A 21,305-nucleotide genomic window follows, 5' to 3' on the forward strand; every position below is an offset into this window, starting at 1 on the left:
CATAAATAGACTGCACCGCTTTGGTGCGCCAGGGCAAAACTGCAGTGCGGAAGGGATTTTGCTAAACTCAACACAGATCATCGAACCCACCGTCCTAAGGAGAGCTGAAATGTTGAGTCAGAAATTGTTTGAGGAAATCAGCGCCAAGATCAGCGATACCATCGCTGCCAGTCCGGCCAAGGATATCGAAAAGAATATCAAGGCCATGATGGCATCGACTTTTTCCCGTATGGATCTGGTGACCCGGGAAGAGTTTGATGTCCAGCAAGAAGTATTGGTCCGTACCCGCGAAAAGCTGACTGCTCTGGAAGCGCGGCTTGCCCGGCTGGAAAACCAGCTTTTCCCAGAAGAAGCCCAAGCTAAGTCTGAAGCTCAGGCCGAGCTGGGACACTCCTGATCGACGATGGCGCTTGCCGTTGTCGCAAGCCGCGCACTGGCGGGGCTGCAGGCTCCGGAAGTTGCGGTTGAAGTACACCTGGCCAATGGACTGCCGCAATTCACCATCGTTGGGCTGCCCGATACCGAGGTAAAGGAAAGCCGTGACCGTGTGCGAGCTGCCATCATCAATTCCGGTTTTGAGTTTCCCGCCCGCCGCATTACTGTCAATCTGGCACCGGCAGATCTGCCCAAGGATTCCGGCCGTTTTGATCTGCCGATTGCCATTGGCATTCTGGCTGCGGCTGGCCAACTGCAGTGTCCACAGCTGTCTGACTATGAGTTTGCTGGAGAGTTAGCACTCAGCGGGCAGTTAAGAGACATTCGGGGTGCATTGGCCATGGCCTGCCAGACCAGCCAGGCTGGCCGAATGTTTTTTTTGCCGCGTAACAGTGCTCTTGAAGCTGCACTGGTGTTGTCGGGAAGTGTCTATGCAGCCGACAGCCTGTTGCAGGTCTGTGCCCATCTCAATGGAGTGCAGTTGTGTGAACCCGTCTTGGTCAACCAGAACAGCATCAGTCCCGTTTATCCTGATCTGGCTGATGTAAAGGGCCAGCTAGCCGCACGGCACGCACTGGAAGTCGCAGCTGCAGGCGGACATAGCTTGTTGCTGGTCGGGCCTCCCGGTACGGGCAAGTCCATGCTGGCCTCGCGTCTGCCTGGCATTCTGCCCGCTATGGATGACCAGCAAGCATTGGAAACCGCCGCAATACAGTCGCTAGGTTCGCACGGTTTTCATACTGCACAGTGGCGGCAACGACCGTATCGTGCCCCGCACCATACCGCCTCGGCAGTCGCCCTTGTCGGGGGTGGATCTGATCCTCGTCCGGGTGAAATCAGCCTGGCACATCATGGTGTGTTGTTTCTGGACGAGTTGCCCGAGTTCGAGCGCAAAGTGTTGGAGGTGTTGCGTGAACCTTTGGAGTCGCAGGTAATCCATATTTCCCGTGCAGCACGGCAAGCGACCTTCCCAGCAGATTTTCAGCTGATTGCCGCCATGAATCCTTGTCCTTGCGGCTATCTGGGGCAGCCTTCCGGTCGTTGCCAGTGTACCCCGGAGCAGATTGCCCGCTATGTCGGTAAATTGTCGGGCCCCTTGTTGGACCGCATCGACATGCATGTACAGGTGGCCAACCTCAGCGCACAGGAGCTGACCAGTGATCAGCCTGCCGAGGCTAGCAGCAGCATTCGCCAGCGGGTACAGCATGCAAGAGACCGTCAGCTGCAAAGACAGGGGTGCTGTAATGCCCGTCTGGCCGGGACAGAGCTTGAGCGCCATCTGCATGCCAGTGCCGATGTCCTCGGCTTGTTGGCACAGGCCTTGGATCGCCTTGGCTTGTCCGCTAGAAGCTATCATCGGATACTGCGCATTGCGCGCACTGTGGCGGACATGGATGGCAGTGTGCGGCTCGGGCGGCAGCATATGCTGCAGGCCATCCAATTGCGACGTAGTGGATTGACCTTATAATGCTGTGAAATATATTTTCACTGAGTTTTAATAGATAATGAGCGGATTGACTGCATGGAAATGGTAGTAGTACATGGCTAATCGTGATGTGAAAAATTCGTCGCGTTCATCGTCCTCTGGGCGAGCGCGCACTGCCGGCAAAAGCGGTGGTGGTGGCATGGTGGCAGGCATTGTTATTGGCCTGATTGTCGGTGTTGCCGTTGCAGTTGGGCTGGCGATGTATTTGAATCGTTCTGCTACTCCCTTTTCCAACCTGGAAAAACTGGATCACAAAAATTCGTCATCTGAGGCTTCGGCTCCGTCGACAGAGTTGCTGGAGCCCGGTACCAAGATCGCCGATGTACAGCCTGCCGCTCCCGTAGCCTCGGCACCAGCGAAAGTCGAAGCTCCGCCTGTCCCACCTATGCCAGCCGAAGTGTCTCCTCCGGCCGCAACGCCTCCCGCAGCCAAGAGCAAGCCGGCTGCACCCGCTGCCAACACTAGCAAGGATGAGCAGCGTTTTGACTTCTACAAAATTCTGCCGGGTCAGGTAGATGCCGTCCCGGCTGATGGCAAGACAAATGGCAAGGAGCGGGAACCTTCCGCAGCTGCTCCGGCCAAAAAGGTCTACCTGCAGCTGGGCGCTTTCCAGAACGAAAACGAGGCTGACAATCTTAAGGCCAAGCTGGCCTTGCTGGGTGTGGAAGCCAAAATCCAGTCCGTGTCGTTGGCTGACAAGGGCATGGTGCATCGGGTGAGGGTGGGGCCGCTTAGCAAGCAAGAGGATGTGGACCGGATTCGCTCCCAACTGAAACAGGATGGTATCAATGCTGCCGTGGTCAAGGCAGAGTGAACGTCATAGCGTCTAAAGGATAAAAAATGAAAAAGTGGTTGATGATGGGCTTTCTGCTGCTGAGTGGCGCTGCCAGTGCCGCATCGGAGCTGGGTAAGGACTACATGCTGATGAGCAAGCCGCAGCCGGTAGCTAATCCGAAGAAAGTGGAAGTCATCGAATTCTTCTCCTATACCTGCATCCATTGTTTCCATCTTGACCCGCTGATCAGTGCCTGGGAAAAGAAAAAACCATCGTATGTTGATTATCGTCGCGAACAAATTGTCTGGCAGAAGCCGATGGAAGGATTTGCCCGACTGTTTGCCACGCTGAATGTGACCGGTTCGATGGAAAAGCTGAACAGCCCGGTGTTTGATGCAGTCATGCAGAAGAAAATCAACTTGGCTGATCCTGCGATATTGAGCGACTGGCTGAAAAAGCAGCCTGGTGTGAATGTCAGCAAGTTCATGCAGACCTACAATTCTTTCGGCATCAACAGCCAGGTTGCCCGTGCCAGCCAGATTACCCGTGCATACAATATCGAAGGTACGCCTACTATTGTGGTGAATGGCAAATATGCATTGGCACCTGCAACGCCGGAACGCTTGATCGAAGTGATGAATGATGTGATTGCCAAGGCCAAGGCTGAAAGCAATATCAAATAAGCTTGGTACTTTGCGGTGGTGTCAGAGCGCTTGTTCAGCTATTTTTGGTCAAGTGCTTGACGTCATCCGGTTAGTGCGATAAGATGCATTTCTCTGACGCGGGGTGGAGCAGTCTGGTAGCTCGTCGGGCTCATAACCCGAAGGTCGTAGGTTCGAATCCTGCCCCCGCAACCAAGTTTTCAAGAAAAGACCACTCAATTGAGTGGTCTTTTCTTGTGTGTACTGTGGTGCACGGTAGTACATACGTTCGGTTTGTTGTTCAGAACGTATTCCCTCGAGTCATCTATTTAGGGCCGCATTCTTTGGAATGTGGCCCATTCTTTTGCACTTCGTAAACGCCGGATAAAGAAAAAGCCGCCCTTGGGCGGCTTTTCATTGCAGTGCTGATCAAATGCGCTTTGCCAGTTCGGCAGCTTTGCCAACATAAGCAATCGGCGTCAGCTCCAGCAGGCGAGATTTTTCTGCTTCGGGAATTTCCAGCCCTTTGATGAAGGCAGACAGTGTCTCGCGCGTAATGCCGTCCTTGCCGCGGGTCAGCTCTTTCAGCTGCTCGTAGGGATTGGGCACACCGTAGCGACGCATCACGGTCTGGATCGGTTCTGCCAGCAATTCCCAGCTGCGGCCCAGTTCGTCAGTGATGGCCGCCGGATTGATTTCCAGCTTGTTCAGGCCCTTCAGGCAGGCTTTGAAGCCGAGCATGGTATAGCCGAAACCGACACCCATATTGCGCAGTACGGTGGAGTCGGTCAGGTCGCGCTGCCAGCGTGACAGCGGCAGCTTTTCTGCCAGATGGTTCAGGATGGCATTGGCCATGCCCAGATTGCCTTCGGAGTTCTCGAAGTCGATCGGGTTGACCTTGTGCGGCATGGTCGAGCTGCCAACTTCGTCCTTCTTTACCTTCTGTTTGAAGTAGCCCAGCGAGATATAGCCCCAGATGTCGCGGTTCAGGTCGATCAGGATGGTGTTGACGCGGGCCACTACCTGATACAGCTCGGCCATGTAGTCATGCGGCTCGATCTGGATGGTATAGGGATTGAAGGTAAGGCCCAGGCCGGATACGAAGCGGCCACACAGACTTTCCCAGTCAATCTGCGGATAGGCAACCAGGTGTGCATTGTAATTGCCGACTGCACCGTTGATTTTGCCGAGGATTTCCTGGGCGACCAGCTGTTCGCGCTGGCGTTTCAGGCGATATACGGCATTGGCCATTTCCTTGCCCATGGTGGACGGCGTTGCCGGCTGGCCATGTGTGCGGCACATCATTGGCAGGTCGGCCAGTTCGTGTGCCAGTTGTTGCAGCTTGAGGATGACTTCGTCCAGTGCCGGCAATACCACGGTATTGCGTGCGGTTTTCAGCATCAACGCATGCGACAGATTATTGATGTCTTCTGATGTGCAGGCAAAATGGATGAACTCGCTGGCAGCCATGACTTCGGTGTTGCCCGACAAGCGCTCTTTCAGCCAGTATTCAATGGCCTTGACGTCGTGGTTGGTGCGCGCTTCGATGGCTTTTACTTCTTCGCCGTGCTGCACAGTGAAGTTGCTAATGACATCATCGATTTCGCGGATGGTTGCCTCAGAGAAGGGCTTCACTTCCTCGATGCCTGGCTCGGCAGCCAGCATTTTCAGCCATTCCAGTTCTACCTTGATACGAAACTTCATCAAGCCATATTCGGAGAACAGGTTGCGCAAGCCTTCAACCTGGGCGGCATAGCGGCCATCCAGCGGGCTCAGGGCGGTCAGCGGGTTCAGATTCATGACGAGGTATTTCCAAGCGTGGTTTGCCAGTCGGGCTGGCAGGTTTCAGTACAAAACAAATCGTTTGGGTCAGGCTGGTATGCCAGCCTGCGTGCTAGTCCGGCAGCCAGTTTGTCGGCGGCTTCCGGTTTGAAGCGGAAAAACAGTTCGGGCTCGATCATCTCGACTTCCATCAAGGCAAGCTGCCCGTGGTTATCGCGAATGATATCGACACGGGCATATAGCACATCAAAAGGCAGTGCAGCCACGGTGGCTTCGGCGAAAGTGCGTTCTTCAGCAGTGGCTTGATGGGAATGGACGCTGCCACCATGGTCATCCTGCACCCGGAAGTCGCCTGCTTGTGGCAGCTTGCGGATGGCATGACTGAAAGCGCCATCGATAACCATCAGTGACAACTCGCCCTGACTCAGTATGTGCTGCTGGAATGGTTGCAGCATCATGGCTTCTTGCTGGATCAGCTCGGCAAAAGTACATTCCAGCGCCGTGCTGCTTCCTTCATCCAGCCGGTAGGTGTGGCGGGCAGAGCCCGACACTACCGGCTTGAGAATGGCATGCTCCCATGCGCAGTCCTGCAGGCACTGCTCCAGCGTACGGGTATCACCCTTCTCAATGTAGTGACTACTGACCGTGTTGATACCCTTTTCTGCCAGTATCGCCAGATAATGTTTGTCGATATTCCAGTTGATCAAGTCGGCACTATTGAACAGCGTGGTTTGCCGGGCGACCCGGCTGAGCCAAGGACTAAACTCGCCAAAGCGGTCAAAATAGTCCCAGGTGGTGCGAAACAGTATGCTGCGCGTCTGCGTCCAGTCGAAATCCGGGTCGTCCCAGGCCTTGCGCGCAACGCGTAGTCCTCGAGCTGACAGGGCTGCCATGACAAGGCCGTCTTCGTGATGAACCTGACGGCTATACCAGTCGGCCTCATTCAGCTGGAGTAGGGATTGCTTGGTTAGTACGACTACATCAAACTGCATGCATTTCCTTCACGTCAAGAAAAACGGGTGCCAGGCACCCGTTTCGCTTACATCCCGGGCATCATGCCCTTCATGCCTCGCATCATTTTCATCAACCCGCCCTTGGCGGAGAACTGCTTCATCATTTTCTGCGTCTGTTCAAACTGGTTGAGCAGGCGATTGACCTCCTGCACGGTCACGCCGGAGCCGGCGGCAATACGGCGCTTGCGGCTGGCTTTCAGTAGCTCAGGTTTGCGGCGCTCTTCCATGGTCATCGCGTTGATGATGCCCTCGATGCGGCGCATGGATTTTTCGGCTTCTGCGCCTTGGATACCCTTGGCCATCTGGCCTAGTTGGCCGGGCATTTTTTCCAGCAGATTGGACATGCCACCCATTTTTTTCATCTGCTGCATTTGCGCCTTGAAATCTTCAAGATCGAAGCCCTTGCCGGACTTCAATTTCTTGGCCATGGCGGCTGCTTCGTCCTGATCGATGCCCTTCTGGACTTCTTCAATCAGCGACAGCACGTCGCCCATGCCCAGAATGCGGCTGGCGATACGGTCAGGGTGGAAGGCTTCCAGTCCGCTGACTTTTTCACCTACACCGATAAACTTGATCGGCTTGCCAGTAATGTGGCGTACGGAAAGCGCAGCACCGCCACGCGAGTCACCATCCATTTTCGTCAGAATGACGCCAGTCAGCGGCAGGGCTTCATTGAAAGCCTGCGCGGTATTGACGGCATCCTGGCCCTGCATGGCATCAACAACAAACAGCGTTTCCACCGGATTGATCGCTGCGTGTACCGCCTTGATTTCCGCCATCATGGCTTCGTCAATGGCCAGGCGACCAGCAGTATCGACCATCAGCACATCAAAGAAATGGCGCTTGGCATGATCTACGGCGGCACGGGCGATCTCGACAGGTTGCTGCTGGCTATCGGAGGGGAACCACTCAACGTCTACTTGCTCGGCCAGCAGCTTCAACTGTTCAATAGCAGCGGGGCGGTATACGTCGGCGGATACCACCAATATCTTTTTCTTCTGCGTTTCTTTCAGCAATTTGGCCAGCTTGCCCACCGTGGTGGTTTTACCGGCACCCTGCAAACCTGCCATCAGTACGATGGCGGGCGGAACGGCGGCCAGATTGAGGGCGTCGTTTTTCTCCCCCATCAATTTGACGAGTTCGTCGTTGACAACACCAACCAGGGCCTGGCCTGGTGTCAGGCTACCCATGACCTCCTGGCCAAGGGCGCGCTCCTTGATCTGGGCGATAAAGGATTTGACGACAGGTAGTGCAACGTCGGCCTCCAGCAAGGCCATGCGAACTTCGCGCAAGGCGTCCTGGATATTGCTTTCGGTCAGGCGGGCATTGCCGCGCAGATTCTTGATGACGCCGGACAGGCGGTTGGTCAGGTTGTCTAGCATGCTGAGTCCTTCTGTCTGCCAACGAGGGACAGGTTGGTGTAGACTTTCAAACTGTCGATTTTACCACGAGCTGCCGGGTTGACGCCCGCAAATGATGGCGCTAACACCATGACTGCTTTTATTTTTGTTCTGACAATCCTGCTCATCTTCGCCTATGGCGGCCTTTCCTGGCACTTTATCGGTAACTGGAAAGGTGTTGCCAGTTTGCCGCGCAACCCCCGGTTCGAGCACACTCTGCTGGGTGTCATCTTGCTGTTGCATGCTTATGCTGTCATGTCGCCGCTGTCCGAAGGCAGCATGATTTCACTGGGGGTGGGGCGTGCCTTGTCGGTGGTGGTGTGGATGATGTTGGTGATCTACTGGACCTGCAGTTTTTTTTATCGGGTTGAAGGGCTGCAATTGTTCATGATGCCCCTGGCCATGACGACACTGGGATTTGCGCTGGTTTTTCCGGGTGAGCACATCATGCACGATCTGGGCAACCCGGCTTTCGCCCTGCATGTATTGGTCTCAATAGTGGCTTACAGTCTGTTTGCCATCGCAGCCTTGCTGGCAGTGCTGATGCTGTTTCTGGAAAAAGCATTGCATGACAAGCGCTGGTTGTCTCTGGTGCGGCAATTGCCACCATTGCTGTCGCTGGAAAAAATGATGTTTCAGGTGATTGGTATTGGATTCATGTTGCTCACTGTATCTTTGCTGACGGGCGTGGTCTTTTCGGAAGAAGTGTTTGGCAAGGTTGTGGCTCTTAGCCATAAGACAGTTTTTTCTGTTATTTCCTGGCTGTTGTTTGCAGGACTGCTGCTGGGGCGTCACTTCAAAGGGTGGCGTGGCAAGGTGGCCATACGCTGGACATTGGCTGGCTTCGCTGCTTTGCTATTGGCTTATATCGGCAGCAAAATGGTATTGGAGTTGTTGTTGCATCGTGCATGATCCAGTTGTTGTAGCGGGTTATATTTTTTGTCATCACTTTCATTAGTAATGAGGAGCTGCTTCATGAAAAAACTGTTTGCCATGATTTTTGGCCTGTTGTTTATCTGCGCTTCTGCCTTTGCTGCAGTCAATATCAACACGGCAACTCAGCAACAGCTGGAGTCGCTTAATGGTATCGGGCCAGTCAAAGCCAAGGCGATCGTCGACTACCGCACCAAGAACGGTGCCTTCAAGTCGGTGGATGACTTGAAGAAGGTGTCTGGTATCGGCGACAAGACGCTGGAAAAGCTGCGTAAGGATATTGCCGTTAGTGGGAGCAGCACCGTACCGGCAGCAGCGCCAGCCAAGGCGGCTGCACCAGCAGGCAAGGCTGTAGCAGGTAAGAAAGAAGCCTCCAAACCAGCGGCAAAGAAATAAGTATTGATCGCAAACAGCAAAGCGCCCCGTGGGGCGCTTTGTTTTTACCTAGCTCTTGTTCTTGCCGAATAATTGCAAGGCACGTTGTCGCTGTATTGCGTGGTCCACGATGGGGGCAGGGTAGTCGCGTTTCAATTTGAAGCCCAGTGGTGGATTTTTAGCCAGCCAGGGTGCATGAATGTCTTTGTTGTTAAGTGATGCCAGTTCTGGCACGTAACGACGGATGAACTTGGCTTCCGGATCGAATTTTTCTGACTGTGTTACCGGATTGAAAATCCGGAAGTAAGGCTGGGCGTCACAACCTGTCGATGCAGCCCACTGCCAGCCGCCGTTATTGGCAGCCAGGTCAAAGTCTAGCAAGGTCTCGGCAAAGTAGGCTTCACCCCAGCGCCAGTCAATCAGCAAGTCTTTGACCAGGAAGCTGGCTGCTATCATGCGCAGACGGTTATGCATATAACCAGTCTGCTTCAATTGCCGCATGGCGGCATCGACGATGGGATAGCCGGTTTGCCCTTCCTTCCAAGCTGTAAACCATTCCTGCGAATTTTCAAACTCAAGCTGGCGGTATTCTTCCTTGAAGCTGCTGCCCACCACTAGCGGGAAGTGCCATAGCAGCTGTTGGTAAAAGTCGCGCCAGATCAGTTCTCCCAGCCAGCACTCCGCCCCCTCTCCACCTTGCTGCCAGGCAAATTGCGCCAATTTCCGGACGGAAATGGTGCCAAAGCGTAAATGCGTGGACAGATAAGAGACGCCCTTTGTTGCCGGAAAGTCACGCCAATTCTTGTAATGACTAATGCGAAGCATGAAGTCGGCAAACAGTTGCTCTGCTGCTTCACCGCCTCCTTGCAAAACAGTGTGTGTGTGCGTGAAGCCGAGGGTTTCAAGTGATGGTGATGGCGGAGTTTGCCAGTCGCGGTCCAGCTGCTCCAGATGGTCTTGACTGAGGTAGGACTGCAGGGTGATCGGGGCCAGCCGCTTGAGCCAAGCATTCTTATAAGGTGTGAACACGGTATAAGGGCGGCCAGCCGCAGTTAACAGCTCATCTGTTTCGAAAATCACTTGATCCTTGAATAGCTCAAGTTGCCCCGATTGTTGTGCCAGCTTCTCGGCCACCAGTTTGTCGCGCACTATCGCCGCCGGCTCGTAGTCCCGGTTGGCGAAAACCCTATGGGCTCCCCATTGTTGTGCCAGGTTCGGAATGATGTCCTGTGCCCGGCCATGTGCCACATACAAATCACTGCTTGCAGCCGCAAGTCTTTGTTGCAGGGCTGCGACGCACTCCCAGATGAAGGCAATGCGCCGGTCAGTTGCCGGCAGTGTGGCAAGTATGTCGGTATCAAACACAAAAACACAGCGCACTGCTGCGCCAGACTTTAGGGCATGAAAGAGGCCGGCATTGTCATCAATACGCAAGTCTCGGCGAAACCAGAAAATATGTGTTTGAGGCATGGGTATGCGCGGCCTTGTTGATATGTTTAAGGGTGGATCATCCAATTTTTCATCATTTTTGCAACACATTCGAGGGGGTGTTGTATTTTTGGTTTGATGATTTTCATTGCTTTTTCTTTGTTATTTTCAATAAAAATCAATTGCTTACGATGTTTTTTTTCTCGCTGGTACGGGGATAATCCTGAATCGCCTGCTGCGATGTTTTGTATTTTTGCAACGAGCGCTTTATATTTCAGCCAGCAACTCGCCGATCAATCGGCAGTGAAAAAATGTCCGGGGGCCTCAGATGTAAGGGGCAATCTAACAGGACTACATTAAACTGACTTCGAAAGGAATTAGCGATGAACAAGAAGCTGATCGCCCTGGCTCTGGCCGCTCTGCCGGTAGCCCACGCAATGGCTGATGTAACCATTTACGGCACCATCGAAGCCGACATGGAAAGCAGCAAGGCTTACTCCAACAGTGCTACTAGCGGTGGCAAGCTGAAGTCTACTACCCGTATCGACGACACCGGCTCCCTGATTGGTTTCAAGGGTAACGAAGATCTGGGCAATGGCCTGAAAGCTATCTGGCAGGTTGAGCAAGGTCTGAGCATTGACGGTACATCCAAGCCTACGACCGGTGCTAATGCCAGCAACACGTTTGCTACCCGTGACTCCTTTATTGGTCTGCAAGGTTCTTTTGGTAAGGTTCGTCTGGGTAATCTCAGCTCCTTCCTGAATTCCGATGCTGGTGCTCCGGACGCTTGGATCTATGGTAGTGGCGTGAATGGCCTGACCTATAGCTCGATCAATCAGTTGGATGATCGTTACAAGAATTCCATCCGCTACGATATTCCGGAATTTGTAGCTGGCCTGAGCGGTGCTATTCAGTATGGCGTTGATGAAACCAACGCTAACAACAAGCAGAATGTATGGAGCATTGGTTCTACCTACACCAACTCCGGCTACTTCGGCACTTTTGGCTACGTTCGTAAAGCTAACGCTATTGGTACCGACAAGGCTGCTAACTACTGGCGCGTTGAAGGCGGTTACAACGCCAATAACATCCTGGCTGCTGCTTACTACGGTCATTCCAAGCTGGATTCTGATGTTATTTCTAATAACTTTGCAGGGTCGACTGCAGTTGGTACTTCCGGCGTATCCCATAAGGAAGCTGGCCTGACCCTGGGTTACACCATTGGCGCTATCACCCCGAAATTCTCCTACGGTCGCGTATGGGGTGCTTCGGTTGAAGGTGGTTCCGATATCAAGGGTCACCTGAACCAGTACGTACTGGGTGCTGACTATGCTCTGAGCAAGCGTACCACTGCTTACGCTTCCTACGGCTACGTTCAAAACACCTATCGTGATTCCACCAACGACAAGTACTCCAACGAGCACACTGTTGCTGTTGGCGTTCAGCACAAGTTCTAATTCTCGCTTCGAGAGTTAAACTTAAGAAAAAGGACTGCTTCGGCAGTCCTTTTTTTATGTCTGTGTCGGCGTTGTGATCAGTAGCGATTTATGCCGAATCCACCTGGCTTGTAGGTGCTGACGGTGCTGCCACTTTGTGCCACCTGCGCATATAATGCCTGCAGGGTAGTGCAATGCTCTGTGCTACGGGCGCTGAGAATAGACAAAGGGATTTTATGGAAGCTTCTGCGGGGATATCTGGCCTGGGGCGGGCACTTGTTCAGAATAATGCCTTGCTGTTGCAGGATGCAGAGGCGATTCAACGTCTGGCGCAGGCTTCCGGTATCAGCTTTGTCGAGCAATTGATCGCCAGCAAGAAGATGTCGGCCGTGGAGGTGGCGACCTTTGCCTCTGGCGTGTTTGGCTACCCTTTGCTGGATATGGGCGCGATTGATCCTGCCCTGTTACCCAAGGGTATGGTTGATGAAGAATTGATCGGCAGTCGCCGTCTGGTTCCCTTGTTCAAGCGTGGCAATAGACTTTATATCGGCACTTCCGACCCTACCCAGACCTCGGCCTTTCATGCCATTACCTTCAAGACCGGCCTGACGGTTGAAGTGGTGGTGGTTGAGGATGACAAGCTGTCCAAGGTGATCGGCAAGTACACCGAGGATGCTACTGCTGCCATCAAGGCCCTTGAAAACGAGGATTTTGGTGATCTGGAGTTTGTCGATCCGGATGCACCTACCGCACACAGCGAAACCAATCAGCCAGATGTCGATGATGCGCCGGTGGTCAAGTTCATCCATAAGGTGTTGCTGGATGCGATTACGGGTGGTGCTTCCGACGTTCACTTTGAACCGTATGAAAAATTTTATCGTATTCGTTACCGGGTCGATGGCCAACTCAAGGAAATTGCCCAGCCGCCCTTGCTGCTGAAAGAAAAAATCGCCTCTCGCATCAAGGTGATTTCCCGCCTGGATATTTCAGAAAAGCGAGTTCCTCAGGATGGCCGCTTGAAGCTGGTTCTTTCCAAGACCCACTCGATTGATTTTCGCGTGAGTACCTTGCCGACCTTGTATGGCGAGAAGATCGTGATGCGTATTCTTGATGCCTCCGCGGCATCGCTGGATATCGAGCAGCTGGGGTTCGAGCCGGAACAGAAAAAATTGCTGCTAGAGGCAATTGGTCGCCCGTATGGCATGGTGCTGGTTACCGGGCCAACCGGTAGTGGTAAAACAGTGTCGCTTTACACCTGCCTGAATCTCCTGAATAAGCCCGATATCAATATTTCCACGGCAGAAGACCCGGTCGAAATCAACTTGCCGGGCATCAATCAGGTCAACGTCAACGAAAAGGCAGGTCTGACTTTTTCTTCGGCCTTGAAAGCCTTTTTGCGGCAAGATCCCGATGTGATCATGGTGGGTGAAATCCGTGACTTCGAGACGGCGGATATTTCCATCAAGGCCGCGCAGACTGGTCACATGGTATTCTCCACGCTGCATACCAATAATGCTCCGGCCACATTGACGCGTTTGCTCAACATGGGGGTGGCGCCATTTAACGTGGCCAGCTCCGTACTGCTTATCATGGCGCAGCGTCTGGCGCGTCGTTTGTGCGGCCATTGCAAGGCCCCAGTGGATATACCTGATACGGCCTTGCTGAGGGCTGGGTTCCGGCAGGAAGAATTGGATGGCAGCTGGAAACCCTATGGCCCGGTCGGTTGCGATGAGTGCCGCGGTTCCGGCTATAAGGGTCGTACCGGTATTTATGAGGTGATGCCGATTACCGATGCGATGACCCGACTAATCATGCAAAATGGCACGGCGATTGATATCAATGATCTGGCCTTGAAAGAGGGCATGGTCGATCTGCGGCATGCAGGCCTGCTCAAGGTCAAGCGAGGGCTGACCTCGCTGGCTGAAATTGAGGCAGTGACCAACGACTAGATACAAGAAAGACAAGCATGGCGACCGTGGCGAAAAAGACAAATCCGGGGTTTATCTGGGAGTGGGAAGGCAAGGACCGGTCCGGCAAGGTCATCCGTGGCGAGCTGCGTGCGGAAACCGAGGCTGTTGCCAAGACGCAATTGCGGCGGCAGGGGATCAATGTACTCAAGGTAAAGCGCCGGCGCAGCGGTTTTGGTCGCAAGATCACCGAAAAAGACATCACGCTGTTTACCCGTCAGCTCTCCACCATGATGCGAGCTGGCGTGCCCTTGCTGCAGGCTTTTGATATCACGGCCAAGGGGCACAGTAATCCCGCCGTCACCAAGATGCTGCTGGAGGTCCGTGCTGATGTGGAGACGGGTCTGTCACTGGCGGAGGCCTTCCGCAAGAAGCCGCTGTATTTCGACAAATTATTCTGCAATCTGATCGCGGCTGGCGAAACCGGTGGTGTGCTGGACTCCTTGCTCGACAAGCTGGCCACCTACAAAGAAAAAGTGATGGCGATCAAGGGTAAGATCAAATCCGCCATGATCTACCCGACGGCGATTATTGCCACGGCCTTCATTATTACTGCAGTGATCATGATTTACGTGATCCCGGCGTTCAAAGACTTGTTCTCGAGCTTTGGTGCTGACCTGCCAGCACCGACGCTAGTCGTAATCTGGTTGTCAGATTTCTTCGTTCACTGGTGGTGGCTGATTTTCGGTTCCATTTTCGGTGGCATTTTTTCTTTTTTCTATGCCTTCAAGCGCACGCCCAAGCTGCAAGAGCAGTTTGATCGCATCTTGCTGAAGCTGCCCGTGCTTGGCGACATCATCCGCAAAGCGACCATTGCCCGCTGGTCTCGTACCCTGTCCACCTTGTTTGCTGCCGGTGTGCCGCTGGTCGAAGCGCTGGATTCGGTTGGTGGTGCCTCGGGTAATCAGGTGTATAGCGAAGCGACCAAGCTGATTCAGAATGATGTCAGTGCCGGTTCCAGCCTCAGCTATTCCATGCAGCGCACCGGGCTGTTTCCCAATATGGTGTTGCAGATGACTTCGATTGGTGAGGAGTCCGGCTCGCTTGACCAGATGCTCGACAAGATTGCCGATTTCTATGAAGAAGAAGTCGACAACGCGGTGGCCTCGCTGTCCAGTCTGCTGGAGCCGGCCATCATGGTGATTCTGGGTGTACTGATTGGCGGTCTGGTCATCGCCATGTACATGCCGATTTTCAAGATGGGTCAGGTGGTAGGTTAAGCATGACTGAAATGGCAAGTGTATTCGCTGGCAATGCCGGCTTGCTGGTGGTGGTGGTATTGCTGTTTGGTCTGCTGGTCGGCAGCTTTCTCAATGTGGTGATTCATCGTTTGCCCAAGATGATGGAGCTGGGTTGGCAGCAGGAGTGTGATGCTTACCTGGGACGGGAGCAGACGGTGCAGCCCAAGTACAACCTGCTGGTGCCCGCATCACATTGCCCGGTGTGCCGGCAGGAAGTCCGCCCCTGGCAGAATATTCCCTTGTTGAGTTATGCCTTGCTGCGTGGCCGCTGTCATGGTTGCAGTACGGCGATCAGCCTGCGTTATCCGGCTGTTGAGTTGCTGACCGGAGGCCTGTTTGCGCTGCTGGCCTGGCATTATGGCTGGAGTGTGCAGTTGCCTGCTTACCTGGCGCTGACTGCGGTGCTGGTGGCACTCGCGTTCATTGATGCCGATACCCAGTTGCTGCCGGACAGCTTGACGCTGCCCTTGTTGTGGGCAGGCCTGCTGTTCAATCTACTGACCGGTACTGTTGCACTGTCCGATGCTGTGCTGGGCGCGATGGCTGGCTATCTGAGCTTGTGGCTGGTGTACTGGCTGTTCAAGCTGGCTACCGGCAAGGAGGGCATGGGTTATGGTGATTTCAAATTGCTGGCAGCCTTTGGTGCCTGGCTGGGTTGGAGCATGTTGCCGCTTATCATCCTGCTGTCTTCTCTAGTGGGGGCGGTGGTCGGTATCGTACTGATCCTGCTGGCACGCATGGGCCGTGGCCAGGCCTTGCCATTTGGCCCATATCTGGCCGCTGCCGGCTGGATTGCCTTGCTATGGGGTCAAGACATTGTTGCTTGGTATCTAGGCATGTATGCCCATTAATATTGTTGGCCTGACCGGTGGTATCGGTTCCGGTAAAAGCGCCGCCGCTGCGCAGTTCGCTGAACTGGGCGTGCCGGTGGTGGATACGGATGTCATTGCGCATGCACTGACTGCGGCTGATGGTGCTGCCATGCCGCTGCTCGCCGCAGAATTCGGTAGCCAGGTGGTCGCGGAGAATGGCGCTCTTGATCGGGCGGCGATGCGGGCCTTGGCCTTTGCCGATCCGGATAGCCGCCGCCGGCTGGAGTCCATCCTGCATCCGCTGATCCGCGCCGAATCTGTCCGCCAGTTGGATGCCGCTCGCGGGCCCTATGTCTTGCTGGTGGTGCCCTTGTTGTTTGAAAATCCGGATTATCTGGCACTGGTGCGGCGTAGCCTGCTGGTGGATTGTGCGGAAGAGGTGCAGTTGGCGCGGGTGCAAGCCCGCAGTGGTTTGACCGCCGAAGCGGTACGCGCCATCATGGCGGCGCAGATGCCGCGTGTGCAAAGATTGGCACGGGCGGACGATGTCATTGATAATGACGGCTCGCTTGCGGCATTGCAGCTTCAAGTCGAGGCCAAACACCAGTATTATCTTGCAAACCTTGCCCACGGCCAGTGACAAGGCATTTTCCAAGCCACCAAGAAGGGCAAACGTCTTGTGATCAGTTTTGAGTTTCCTGTCACCGAGCGCACCCGTACCCTGCTTCGACTGGAGCAGCTGTATGACCGGCTGGCTTATTTTCTTGGCAAGGATCATCCGCTGGATCATCATGCCGGCCTGCTGGTGTTGTTCGAATTGCTGGAAACGGCGTCACGTGCCGATTTGAAGGCTGATCTGCTGCAGGAGCTCGAGCGGCAGAAACAGGTGCTGGAAGCGCTGCGTGAAAATCCCAATGTGGCGGAAGAAACGCTGGAAAAAGTTCTGGACGAAATCGAGCTGTCCTCCAGCCAGTTGCTCGGTGTGACGGGCAAGTTTGGCCAGCACCTGCGTGAAAACGAGTGGCTGATGGCCATCAAGCAGCGTGCAGGCATTCCCGGTGGTACCTGCCAGTTTGATTTGCCGTCTTATCACCTGTGGCAGCAGAAGCCTGCTGAGGAACGGCGGCGCGACATGCGGCGCTGGGCTGCACCGCTGATGCCGACTGCAGAGGCCGCGCGCATCCTGTTGCATCTGCTGCGCGATAGTGGCAAGACGCATCATTATGTTGCCCGCAATGGTGCTTTTCAGCAGATGTCCGGCGGTAAGGTGGTGCAGATGATTCGCATCGCTTATGACCCCAGCCTGAATGTATTGCCGGAATTGTCTGCCAACAAATATGCGATCAATGTCCGCTTCGTCAGTGCCGTTACCGGTGAAAGCCGGCCACGGCAGACAGAGTGTGATGTCGAATTTACCCTGACCAACTGCAAGTTCTGAGCCATGTCCCAAGCTGTTCGTACCGTACCTTGTCCTACCTGTGGCGCTGCCGTGCGCTGGGAGCCAGCCAGCCAGTTTCGTCCGTTTTGTAGCGAGCGCTGCAAGATGATCGATCTGGGCGAGTGGGCCAGCGAGACTTACCGTGTGCCGGCGCAGGAGGAAAGCCCGGACAGCGAGATCGATCCATCGCGCTACTCTTGAGCCATTTCGGCGATACCAATAACAAGGCCCGCAATTGCGGGCCTTGATCATTGCTGGAGGCACACTCAGGCGCGGGCGGCCAGTGCGGCTCCCTGAGTGAAGTAGGATTTGACGCCACTGAGGATGGAGCCAGCCATTTGCTGCTGGAAATCGCCATCCAGCAGGCGCTGCTCTTCTTCCGGATTACTGATGAAGGCGGTCTCGACCAGGATGGATGGGATGTCCGGGGCCTTGAGTACGGCAAATCCTGCTTGCTCCACCTGGGCGCTATGCAGCTTGTTCAAGCCACCCACCTTGCCCAGCATGATCTTGCCCAGCTTCAGGCTGTCGTTGATGGTGGCGGTCTGCGTGAGATCGAGCAGCGTGTGCGCCAGGAATTTATCCTTGCTGGCGATCTTCACCCCACCAATCAGGTCCGAGCTGTTTTCCGATTGCGCCATGGTCTTGGCAAAGGCACTGGATGCACCTTTTTCCGACAGGGCGAATACCGATGAGCCACGTGCACTGCGATTGGGTGCCGCGTCGGCATGGATGGAGATGAACAGGTCGGCATTCAGTTTACGTGCCTTGGCGACGCGCACACCCAGCGGAATGAAGATGTCTTCTTCGCGGGTCATGAAGGCTTTCATATTGCGTTCGGCATCAATCATGCGCTTGAGCTGCTTGCCGATGCGCAACACGATATCCTTTTCGCGGGTGCCATTCATGCCGATGGCGCCCGGATCCTCGCCGCCATGGCCCGGGTCCAGCATCACCACGATCGGCCGGTTCGCATCATTCTTCTTCGGTTTGACCTGGGGTGGCGGCTCGGTCAGCTTGCCCTTGTTGTAGTCGTCCAGCAGTGCCATCAACGGATCGTCTTGCGTGCCAGTGGCAGGGTAGAGGTCGACCACCAGCCGGTGCTTGTATTCGGCGACCGGATTGAGGGTGAAGGCCTGCGGCTTGACGTCGGTCTTGAGCTCCAGCACCAGTCGTACCGTGTCCGGGCTGAACTGGCCGGCGCGGGCGGTCTTGATGTAGGGGTCGGCGTCGGCGATCTGGCTGCTGATGTCTTTCAATACGCTGTTGAGCTGCACACCTTCCAGGTCAATCACCAGCCGGTTGGGATTGCTGATGGTGAACTGTTTGAACTTGATGGCATCGCTGGCTTCCAGCGTGATGCGGGTATAGCTGGAGGCCGGCCAGATACGGATGGCGACTACCTGGCTGCTGCCAGCGAAGCCAAGCTTGCTGACGCTGAGCAGGAAGGTGGCGGCAGCCGCGCCAATCAGGCGGCGGCGGGTGGGGTCGAAAGTCGAGTCAGGCATGACTGTCCGGTTTCTGTGCTTGCGGTTAAACGATACGTGCGACCCTGTCCGCTGACCTCTAGTTCCAGCGTCAGGTCAGCAATGGGCAATAAGTCCCCAGCTTTATCCGGCCACTCCACCAGGCAGACGGTGTCCTGGCCGAAGTAGTCGCGAAAGCCGGCGTCGTCCCACTCTTCCGGGTCGGCAAAGCGGTACAGGTCGAAATGGTGCACGGTCAGGTCGGCCAGCGGGTAGCTTTCAACCAGAGTATAGGTCGGGCTTTTCACCCTGCCTTGATGGCCCAGGCCGGCCAGCAGGCCACGGCTGAAAGTGGTTTTGCCGGCACCCAGATCGCCCTGCAGGAAAATTACCACGCCGGCTTGCAAGGCGCGCGCCAGCGCACCGCCCAGGGCGAGGGTGGCGGTTTCATCGGGCAGGCTGCCGCAGTGAACGCTGGTATCATCCATGGCCATATGACTGAGAAATCCTATCAAAACATGGATTATCCCGAATTGGCGCGCCAAATCAAAGCCTGGGCACGAGAATTGGGCTTTGCCGATGCCAGAATCGGCCATGCCCGGCTGCCCGCAGAGGCTGAGCACAAGCTGCAAGCCTGGCTGGATGAGGGCTGCCATGGCGAAATGGACTATATGGCGCGGCACGGTGCGCTGCGGGTGAAACCGGCCGAACTGCTGCCCGGCACCCTGACCATCATCAGCGTGCGCATGCACTACTGGCCGGCAGACGCGCAGGCAAGCGAGTCGGTGTTGCAGGATGGCCGGCTGGCCTATCTGTCGCGTTATGCGCTGGGGCGGGACTATCACAAGGTGATACGTGCCCGTTTGCAGAAGCTGGCCGATCAGATCCGTCAGGCCATCGGTGACTTCGGTTATCGGGTGTTCACCGACAGCGCACCGGTGGCCGAAGTGGCGCTAGCCGCCCAGTCCGGCCTTGGCTGGCGCGGCAAGCATACCTTGCTGCTGAACCGGCAGCAGGGTTCGCTGTTCTTTCTGGGCGAACTGTTTACCGACCTGCCCTTGCCGGTGAATGAGGAGGAGGATGGGCACTGCGGCCGCTGCACACGCTGTATTGATATCTGCCCGACCCAGGCCATCACCGCGCCTTACAAGGTGGATGCCCGCCGCTGTATTTCCTATCTGACCATCGAGCTGAAATCAGCCATTCCGCTGGAGCTACGGCCTTTGATCGGCAATCGGGTCTATGGCTGTGATGATTGCCAGCTGGTTTGCCCGTGGAACCGCTTTGCCGTCAATACCGCCGAGGCTGACTTTGCCGTGCGCCATGGTCTGGATCACGTCAGCCTGCTTGAGCTGTTTGGCTGGAGCGAAGCCATGTTCAAGGAAAAACTGGCGGGCAGTCCGATCTACCGTATCGGTTACCCCAAATGGCTGTCCAATCTGGCGGTGGGGCTGGGCAATGCGCCATACGATCCGGCTATCGTTGCTGCACTGGAAGGGCATCAGCATGCTGATGAAGCACTGGTGGCCGAGCCCGTGCGCTGGGCTTTGCAACAACAACGGCTGCGTGCTGCAGACAGCCAATGAAAAAGGGAGCCTTGCGGCTCCCCGGTGCATCACTGCGGCCAGCTCAGTTGAGCGGCTTGGTGAAGTGAAACGAGCTAATGCTGAATCCCTTGCGGAAATACAGGCGGTGCGCTTCGGTGCGCCAGGTGCCGGAATCCAGCACTTGAAAGCCGCAACCCAGCCGGCGGGCTTCGTCGGCACACCAGTCCAGCAACTGGCTGCCTATGCCTTGCGAGCGATGGGCTTCATCGCTGACCAGGTCATCGATATACAGCCGCAGGTCTTCATAGGTGTTTTCGTATACCCGGTACAGGGCGAGTCCCAGCGGCTTGCCGTCACCATCCAGCGCCGCCACCATGCGTGCGCCAAACGAGCAGACGCGTTGCATTTTTGCCGCATAGCTGTGGCCGTGCTCCGGCAGCATGGGGCGCAGCTGGCGGTGCAGGCTGCTGCACAGGGCCAGTAATTCCGGCTCGGTGACCTTGCCGGTTTCGTCAGTCAGCGGCACGATGCGCAAAGACAGGGCCATTTCAGTCGCCACGTGACGGTGCAATCACCAGTGATTCGCCATCCAGAATCACCTTGCCCTGCACCAGACACTGCGTTGCCAGCTTGACGCGCTTCTTCTCCGGGAAAATTTCCACTACGGTAGCGCGGGCGGTAACGGTCTGGCCGATACGTACCGGAGCCTTGAAGCGGGTGGATTGCGACAGGTAGATGGTGCCGTTGCCCGGCAGGCGGGTGCCGACCACGGTGGAGATCAGGCTGGCGGTCAGCATGCCGTGAGCGATACGCGTTTCAAACGGCGTGGTTTCGGCGTATTCCTGATTGATGTGCACCGGATTGTCATCGCCGGAAACAGCAGCAAACAGCAGGATATCGGCTTCGGTAATGGTTTTGGCGTATTCGGCAGAATCGCCGACCTTGATATCTTCAAAGTAGACTGTCATGAGGGAGCCTCCGGCTATGACGTTGAAATTGCTGCACTGCATTGTGCCATGCAGCAGACGAAATGCAAATTAAGCGGAAATGACGTAGTATCTGCAATCAGTTGTTTTTTTGCTACGTGCCACACACTAAAATTCAACCAAACGCTCGTTTGAAATGGCGTT

Annotated in this window: 22 protein-coding genes and 1 tRNA gene; 15 read left to right on the top strand and 8 right to left on the bottom strand. The window is 55.3% G+C overall.

The annotated features are described in order from the left end of the window. The first annotated feature begins 109 nt into the window (after window positions 1-109). From FAZ30_RS08480 to FAZ30_RS08500, 5 genes are all read left to right on the top strand, one after another. Entirely contained in the window at window positions 110-397 is a 288-nt protein-coding gene (locus FAZ30_RS08480; RefSeq protein WP_124645424.1) for an accessory factor UbiK family protein, read from the top strand. Between the two features lie 6 nt (window positions 398-403). Further along, complete coding sequence (locus tag FAZ30_RS08485) at window positions 404-1,903, top strand: YifB family Mg chelatase-like AAA ATPase (RefSeq protein ID WP_124645425.1); 1,500 nt, start codon at window positions 404-406, stop codon at window positions 1,901-1,903. Window positions 1,904-1,976: 73 nt separating this feature from the next. After that, window positions 1,977-2,735, top strand: a complete 759-nt coding sequence (locus FAZ30_RS08490) for an SPOR domain-containing protein (protein ID WP_124645426.1) — start codon at window positions 1,977-1,979, stop codon at window positions 2,733-2,735. A 26-nt stretch (window positions 2,736-2,761) separates the two neighbouring features. Next, window positions 2,762-3,379: a thiol:disulfide interchange protein DsbA/DsbL gene (locus FAZ30_RS08495; protein WP_124645427.1), complete on the top strand. Its 618-nt coding sequence runs from the start codon at window positions 2,762-2,764 to the stop codon at window positions 3,377-3,379. A gap of 97 nt (window positions 3,380-3,476) precedes the next feature. Beyond that, window positions 3,477-3,553 (top strand) — tRNA-Met (locus FAZ30_RS08500). Between the two features lie 213 nt (window positions 3,554-3,766). On the opposite strand, the gene purB is transcribed toward FAZ30_RS08500, so the two are convergent. From purB to ffh, 3 genes are read right to left on the bottom strand one after another with little or no spacing between them, the layout of a single operon-like run. Beyond that, window positions 3,767-5,137, bottom strand: a complete 1,371-nt coding sequence (purB, locus tag FAZ30_RS08505) for an adenylosuccinate lyase (protein ID WP_124645428.1) — start codon at window positions 5,135-5,137, stop codon at window positions 3,767-3,769. Further along, on the bottom strand, window positions 5,134-6,111 hold the full coding sequence (locus FAZ30_RS08510; protein WP_124645429.1) for an ATP-grasp domain-containing protein: 978 nt from the start codon (window positions 6,109-6,111) through the stop codon (window positions 5,134-5,136). The genes purB and FAZ30_RS08510 overlap by 4 nt, the downstream gene beginning before the upstream one ends. Before the next feature lie 47 nt (window positions 6,112-6,158). After that, window positions 6,159-7,514: a signal recognition particle protein gene (gene ffh, locus FAZ30_RS08515; RefSeq protein WP_137009271.1), complete on the bottom strand. Its 1,356-nt coding sequence runs from the start codon at window positions 7,512-7,514 to the stop codon at window positions 6,159-6,161. Between the two features lie 108 nt (window positions 7,515-7,622). On the opposite strand from ffh, the gene FAZ30_RS08520 reads away from it, so the two are divergent. Together FAZ30_RS08520 and FAZ30_RS08525 are read left to right on the top strand one after the other, a co-directional pair. After that, on the top strand, window positions 7,623-8,444 hold the full coding sequence (locus FAZ30_RS08520; protein ID WP_124645431.1) for a cytochrome C assembly family protein: 822 nt from the start codon (window positions 7,623-7,625) through the stop codon (window positions 8,442-8,444). Between the two features lie 63 nt (window positions 8,445-8,507). Further along, window positions 8,508-8,861 (top strand): ComEA family DNA-binding protein, encoded by a 354-nt coding sequence (locus FAZ30_RS08525; RefSeq protein WP_124645432.1) that lies wholly within the window; start codon window positions 8,508-8,510, stop codon window positions 8,859-8,861. A gap of 48 nt (window positions 8,862-8,909) precedes the next feature. Here FAZ30_RS08525 and FAZ30_RS08530 read toward each other — a convergent pair whose 3' ends face one another. After that, a complete protein-coding gene (locus tag FAZ30_RS08530) occupies window positions 8,910-10,310 on the bottom strand; it encodes a cryptochrome/photolyase family protein (protein WP_124645433.1) in 1,401 nt (466 codons plus the stop codon). Window positions 10,311-10,651: 341 nt separating this feature from the next. Here FAZ30_RS08530 and FAZ30_RS08535 point away from each other — a divergent pair, with 341 nt between their 5' ends. The 7 genes from FAZ30_RS08535 (at window position 10,652) to yacG (ending at window position 17,363) form a co-directional block, all read left to right on the top strand. Continuing rightward, entirely contained in the window at window positions 10,652-11,725 is a 1,074-nt protein-coding gene (locus FAZ30_RS08535; protein ID WP_124645434.1) for a porin, read from the top strand. Between the two features lie 215 nt (window positions 11,726-11,940). Then, window positions 11,941-13,653 carry a type IV-A pilus assembly ATPase PilB gene (gene pilB, locus FAZ30_RS08540; RefSeq protein ID WP_137009273.1) on the top strand — a complete coding sequence of 571 codons (1,713 nt, stop codon included), beginning with the start codon at window positions 11,941-11,943 and terminating at the stop codon, window positions 13,651-13,653. A gap of 17 nt (window positions 13,654-13,670) precedes the next feature. Continuing rightward, window positions 13,671-14,891 (top strand): type II secretion system F family protein, encoded by a 1,221-nt coding sequence (locus FAZ30_RS08545; protein ID WP_124645436.1) that lies wholly within the window; start codon window positions 13,671-13,673, stop codon window positions 14,889-14,891. Between the two features lie 2 nt (window positions 14,892-14,893). Continuing rightward, window positions 14,894-15,763 carry a prepilin peptidase gene (locus FAZ30_RS08550; protein ID WP_124645437.1) on the top strand — a complete coding sequence of 290 codons (870 nt, stop codon included), beginning with the start codon at window positions 14,894-14,896 and terminating at the stop codon, window positions 15,761-15,763. Then, window positions 15,753-16,364, top strand: a complete 612-nt coding sequence (gene coaE / locus FAZ30_RS08555; protein ID WP_124645438.1) for a dephospho-CoA kinase — start codon at window positions 15,753-15,755, stop codon at window positions 16,362-16,364. The genes FAZ30_RS08550 and coaE overlap by 11 nt, the downstream gene beginning before the upstream one ends. A 39-nt stretch (window positions 16,365-16,403) precedes the next feature. After that, window positions 16,404-17,162: a cell division protein ZapD gene (zapD, locus tag FAZ30_RS08560; RefSeq protein ID WP_059284846.1), complete on the top strand. Its 759-nt coding sequence runs from the start codon at window positions 16,404-16,406 to the stop codon at window positions 17,160-17,162. Between the two features lie 3 nt (window positions 17,163-17,165). Beyond that, entirely contained in the window at window positions 17,166-17,363 is a 198-nt protein-coding gene (yacG, locus tag FAZ30_RS08565) for a DNA gyrase inhibitor YacG (protein WP_103524355.1), read from the top strand. Window positions 17,364-17,428: 65 nt separating this feature from the next. On the opposite strand, the gene FAZ30_RS08570 is transcribed toward yacG, so the two are convergent. Then, complete coding sequence (locus tag FAZ30_RS08570; RefSeq protein ID WP_124645439.1) at window positions 17,429-18,670, bottom strand: N-acetylmuramoyl-L-alanine amidase; 1,242 nt, start codon at window positions 18,668-18,670, stop codon at window positions 17,429-17,431. Continuing rightward, window positions 18,631-19,116 carry a tRNA (adenosine(37)-N6)-threonylcarbamoyltransferase complex ATPase subunit type 1 TsaE gene (gene tsaE / locus FAZ30_RS08575; RefSeq protein WP_233578663.1) on the bottom strand — a complete coding sequence of 162 codons (486 nt, stop codon included), beginning with the start codon at window positions 19,114-19,116 and terminating at the stop codon, window positions 18,631-18,633. The genes FAZ30_RS08570 and tsaE overlap by 40 nt, the downstream gene beginning before the upstream one ends. Window positions 19,117-19,146: 30 nt before the next feature. Here tsaE and queG point away from each other — a divergent pair, with 30 nt between their 5' ends. Further along, window positions 19,147-20,214 (top strand): tRNA epoxyqueuosine(34) reductase QueG, encoded by a 1,068-nt coding sequence (gene queG / locus FAZ30_RS08580; RefSeq protein ID WP_246043423.1) that lies wholly within the window; start codon window positions 19,147-19,149, stop codon window positions 20,212-20,214. Window positions 20,215-20,257: 43 nt separating this feature from the next. Here queG and FAZ30_RS08585 read toward each other — a convergent pair whose 3' ends face one another. Then, window positions 20,258-20,722 (bottom strand): GNAT family N-acetyltransferase, encoded by a 465-nt coding sequence (locus tag FAZ30_RS08585; RefSeq protein ID WP_124645442.1) that lies wholly within the window; start codon window positions 20,720-20,722, stop codon window positions 20,258-20,260. 1 nt (window position 20,723) lies between these two features. After that, window positions 20,724-21,143, bottom strand: a complete 420-nt coding sequence (locus FAZ30_RS08590; RefSeq protein ID WP_124645443.1) for a MaoC family dehydratase — start codon at window positions 21,141-21,143, stop codon at window positions 20,724-20,726. Between the last annotated feature and the right edge of the window lie 162 nt (window positions 21,144-21,305).

It is taken from the genome of Aquitalea aquatilis (genome assembly GCF_005155025.1).
Classification (GTDB): domain Bacteria; phylum Pseudomonadota; class Gammaproteobacteria; order Burkholderiales; family Chromobacteriaceae; genus Aquitalea; species Aquitalea aquatilis.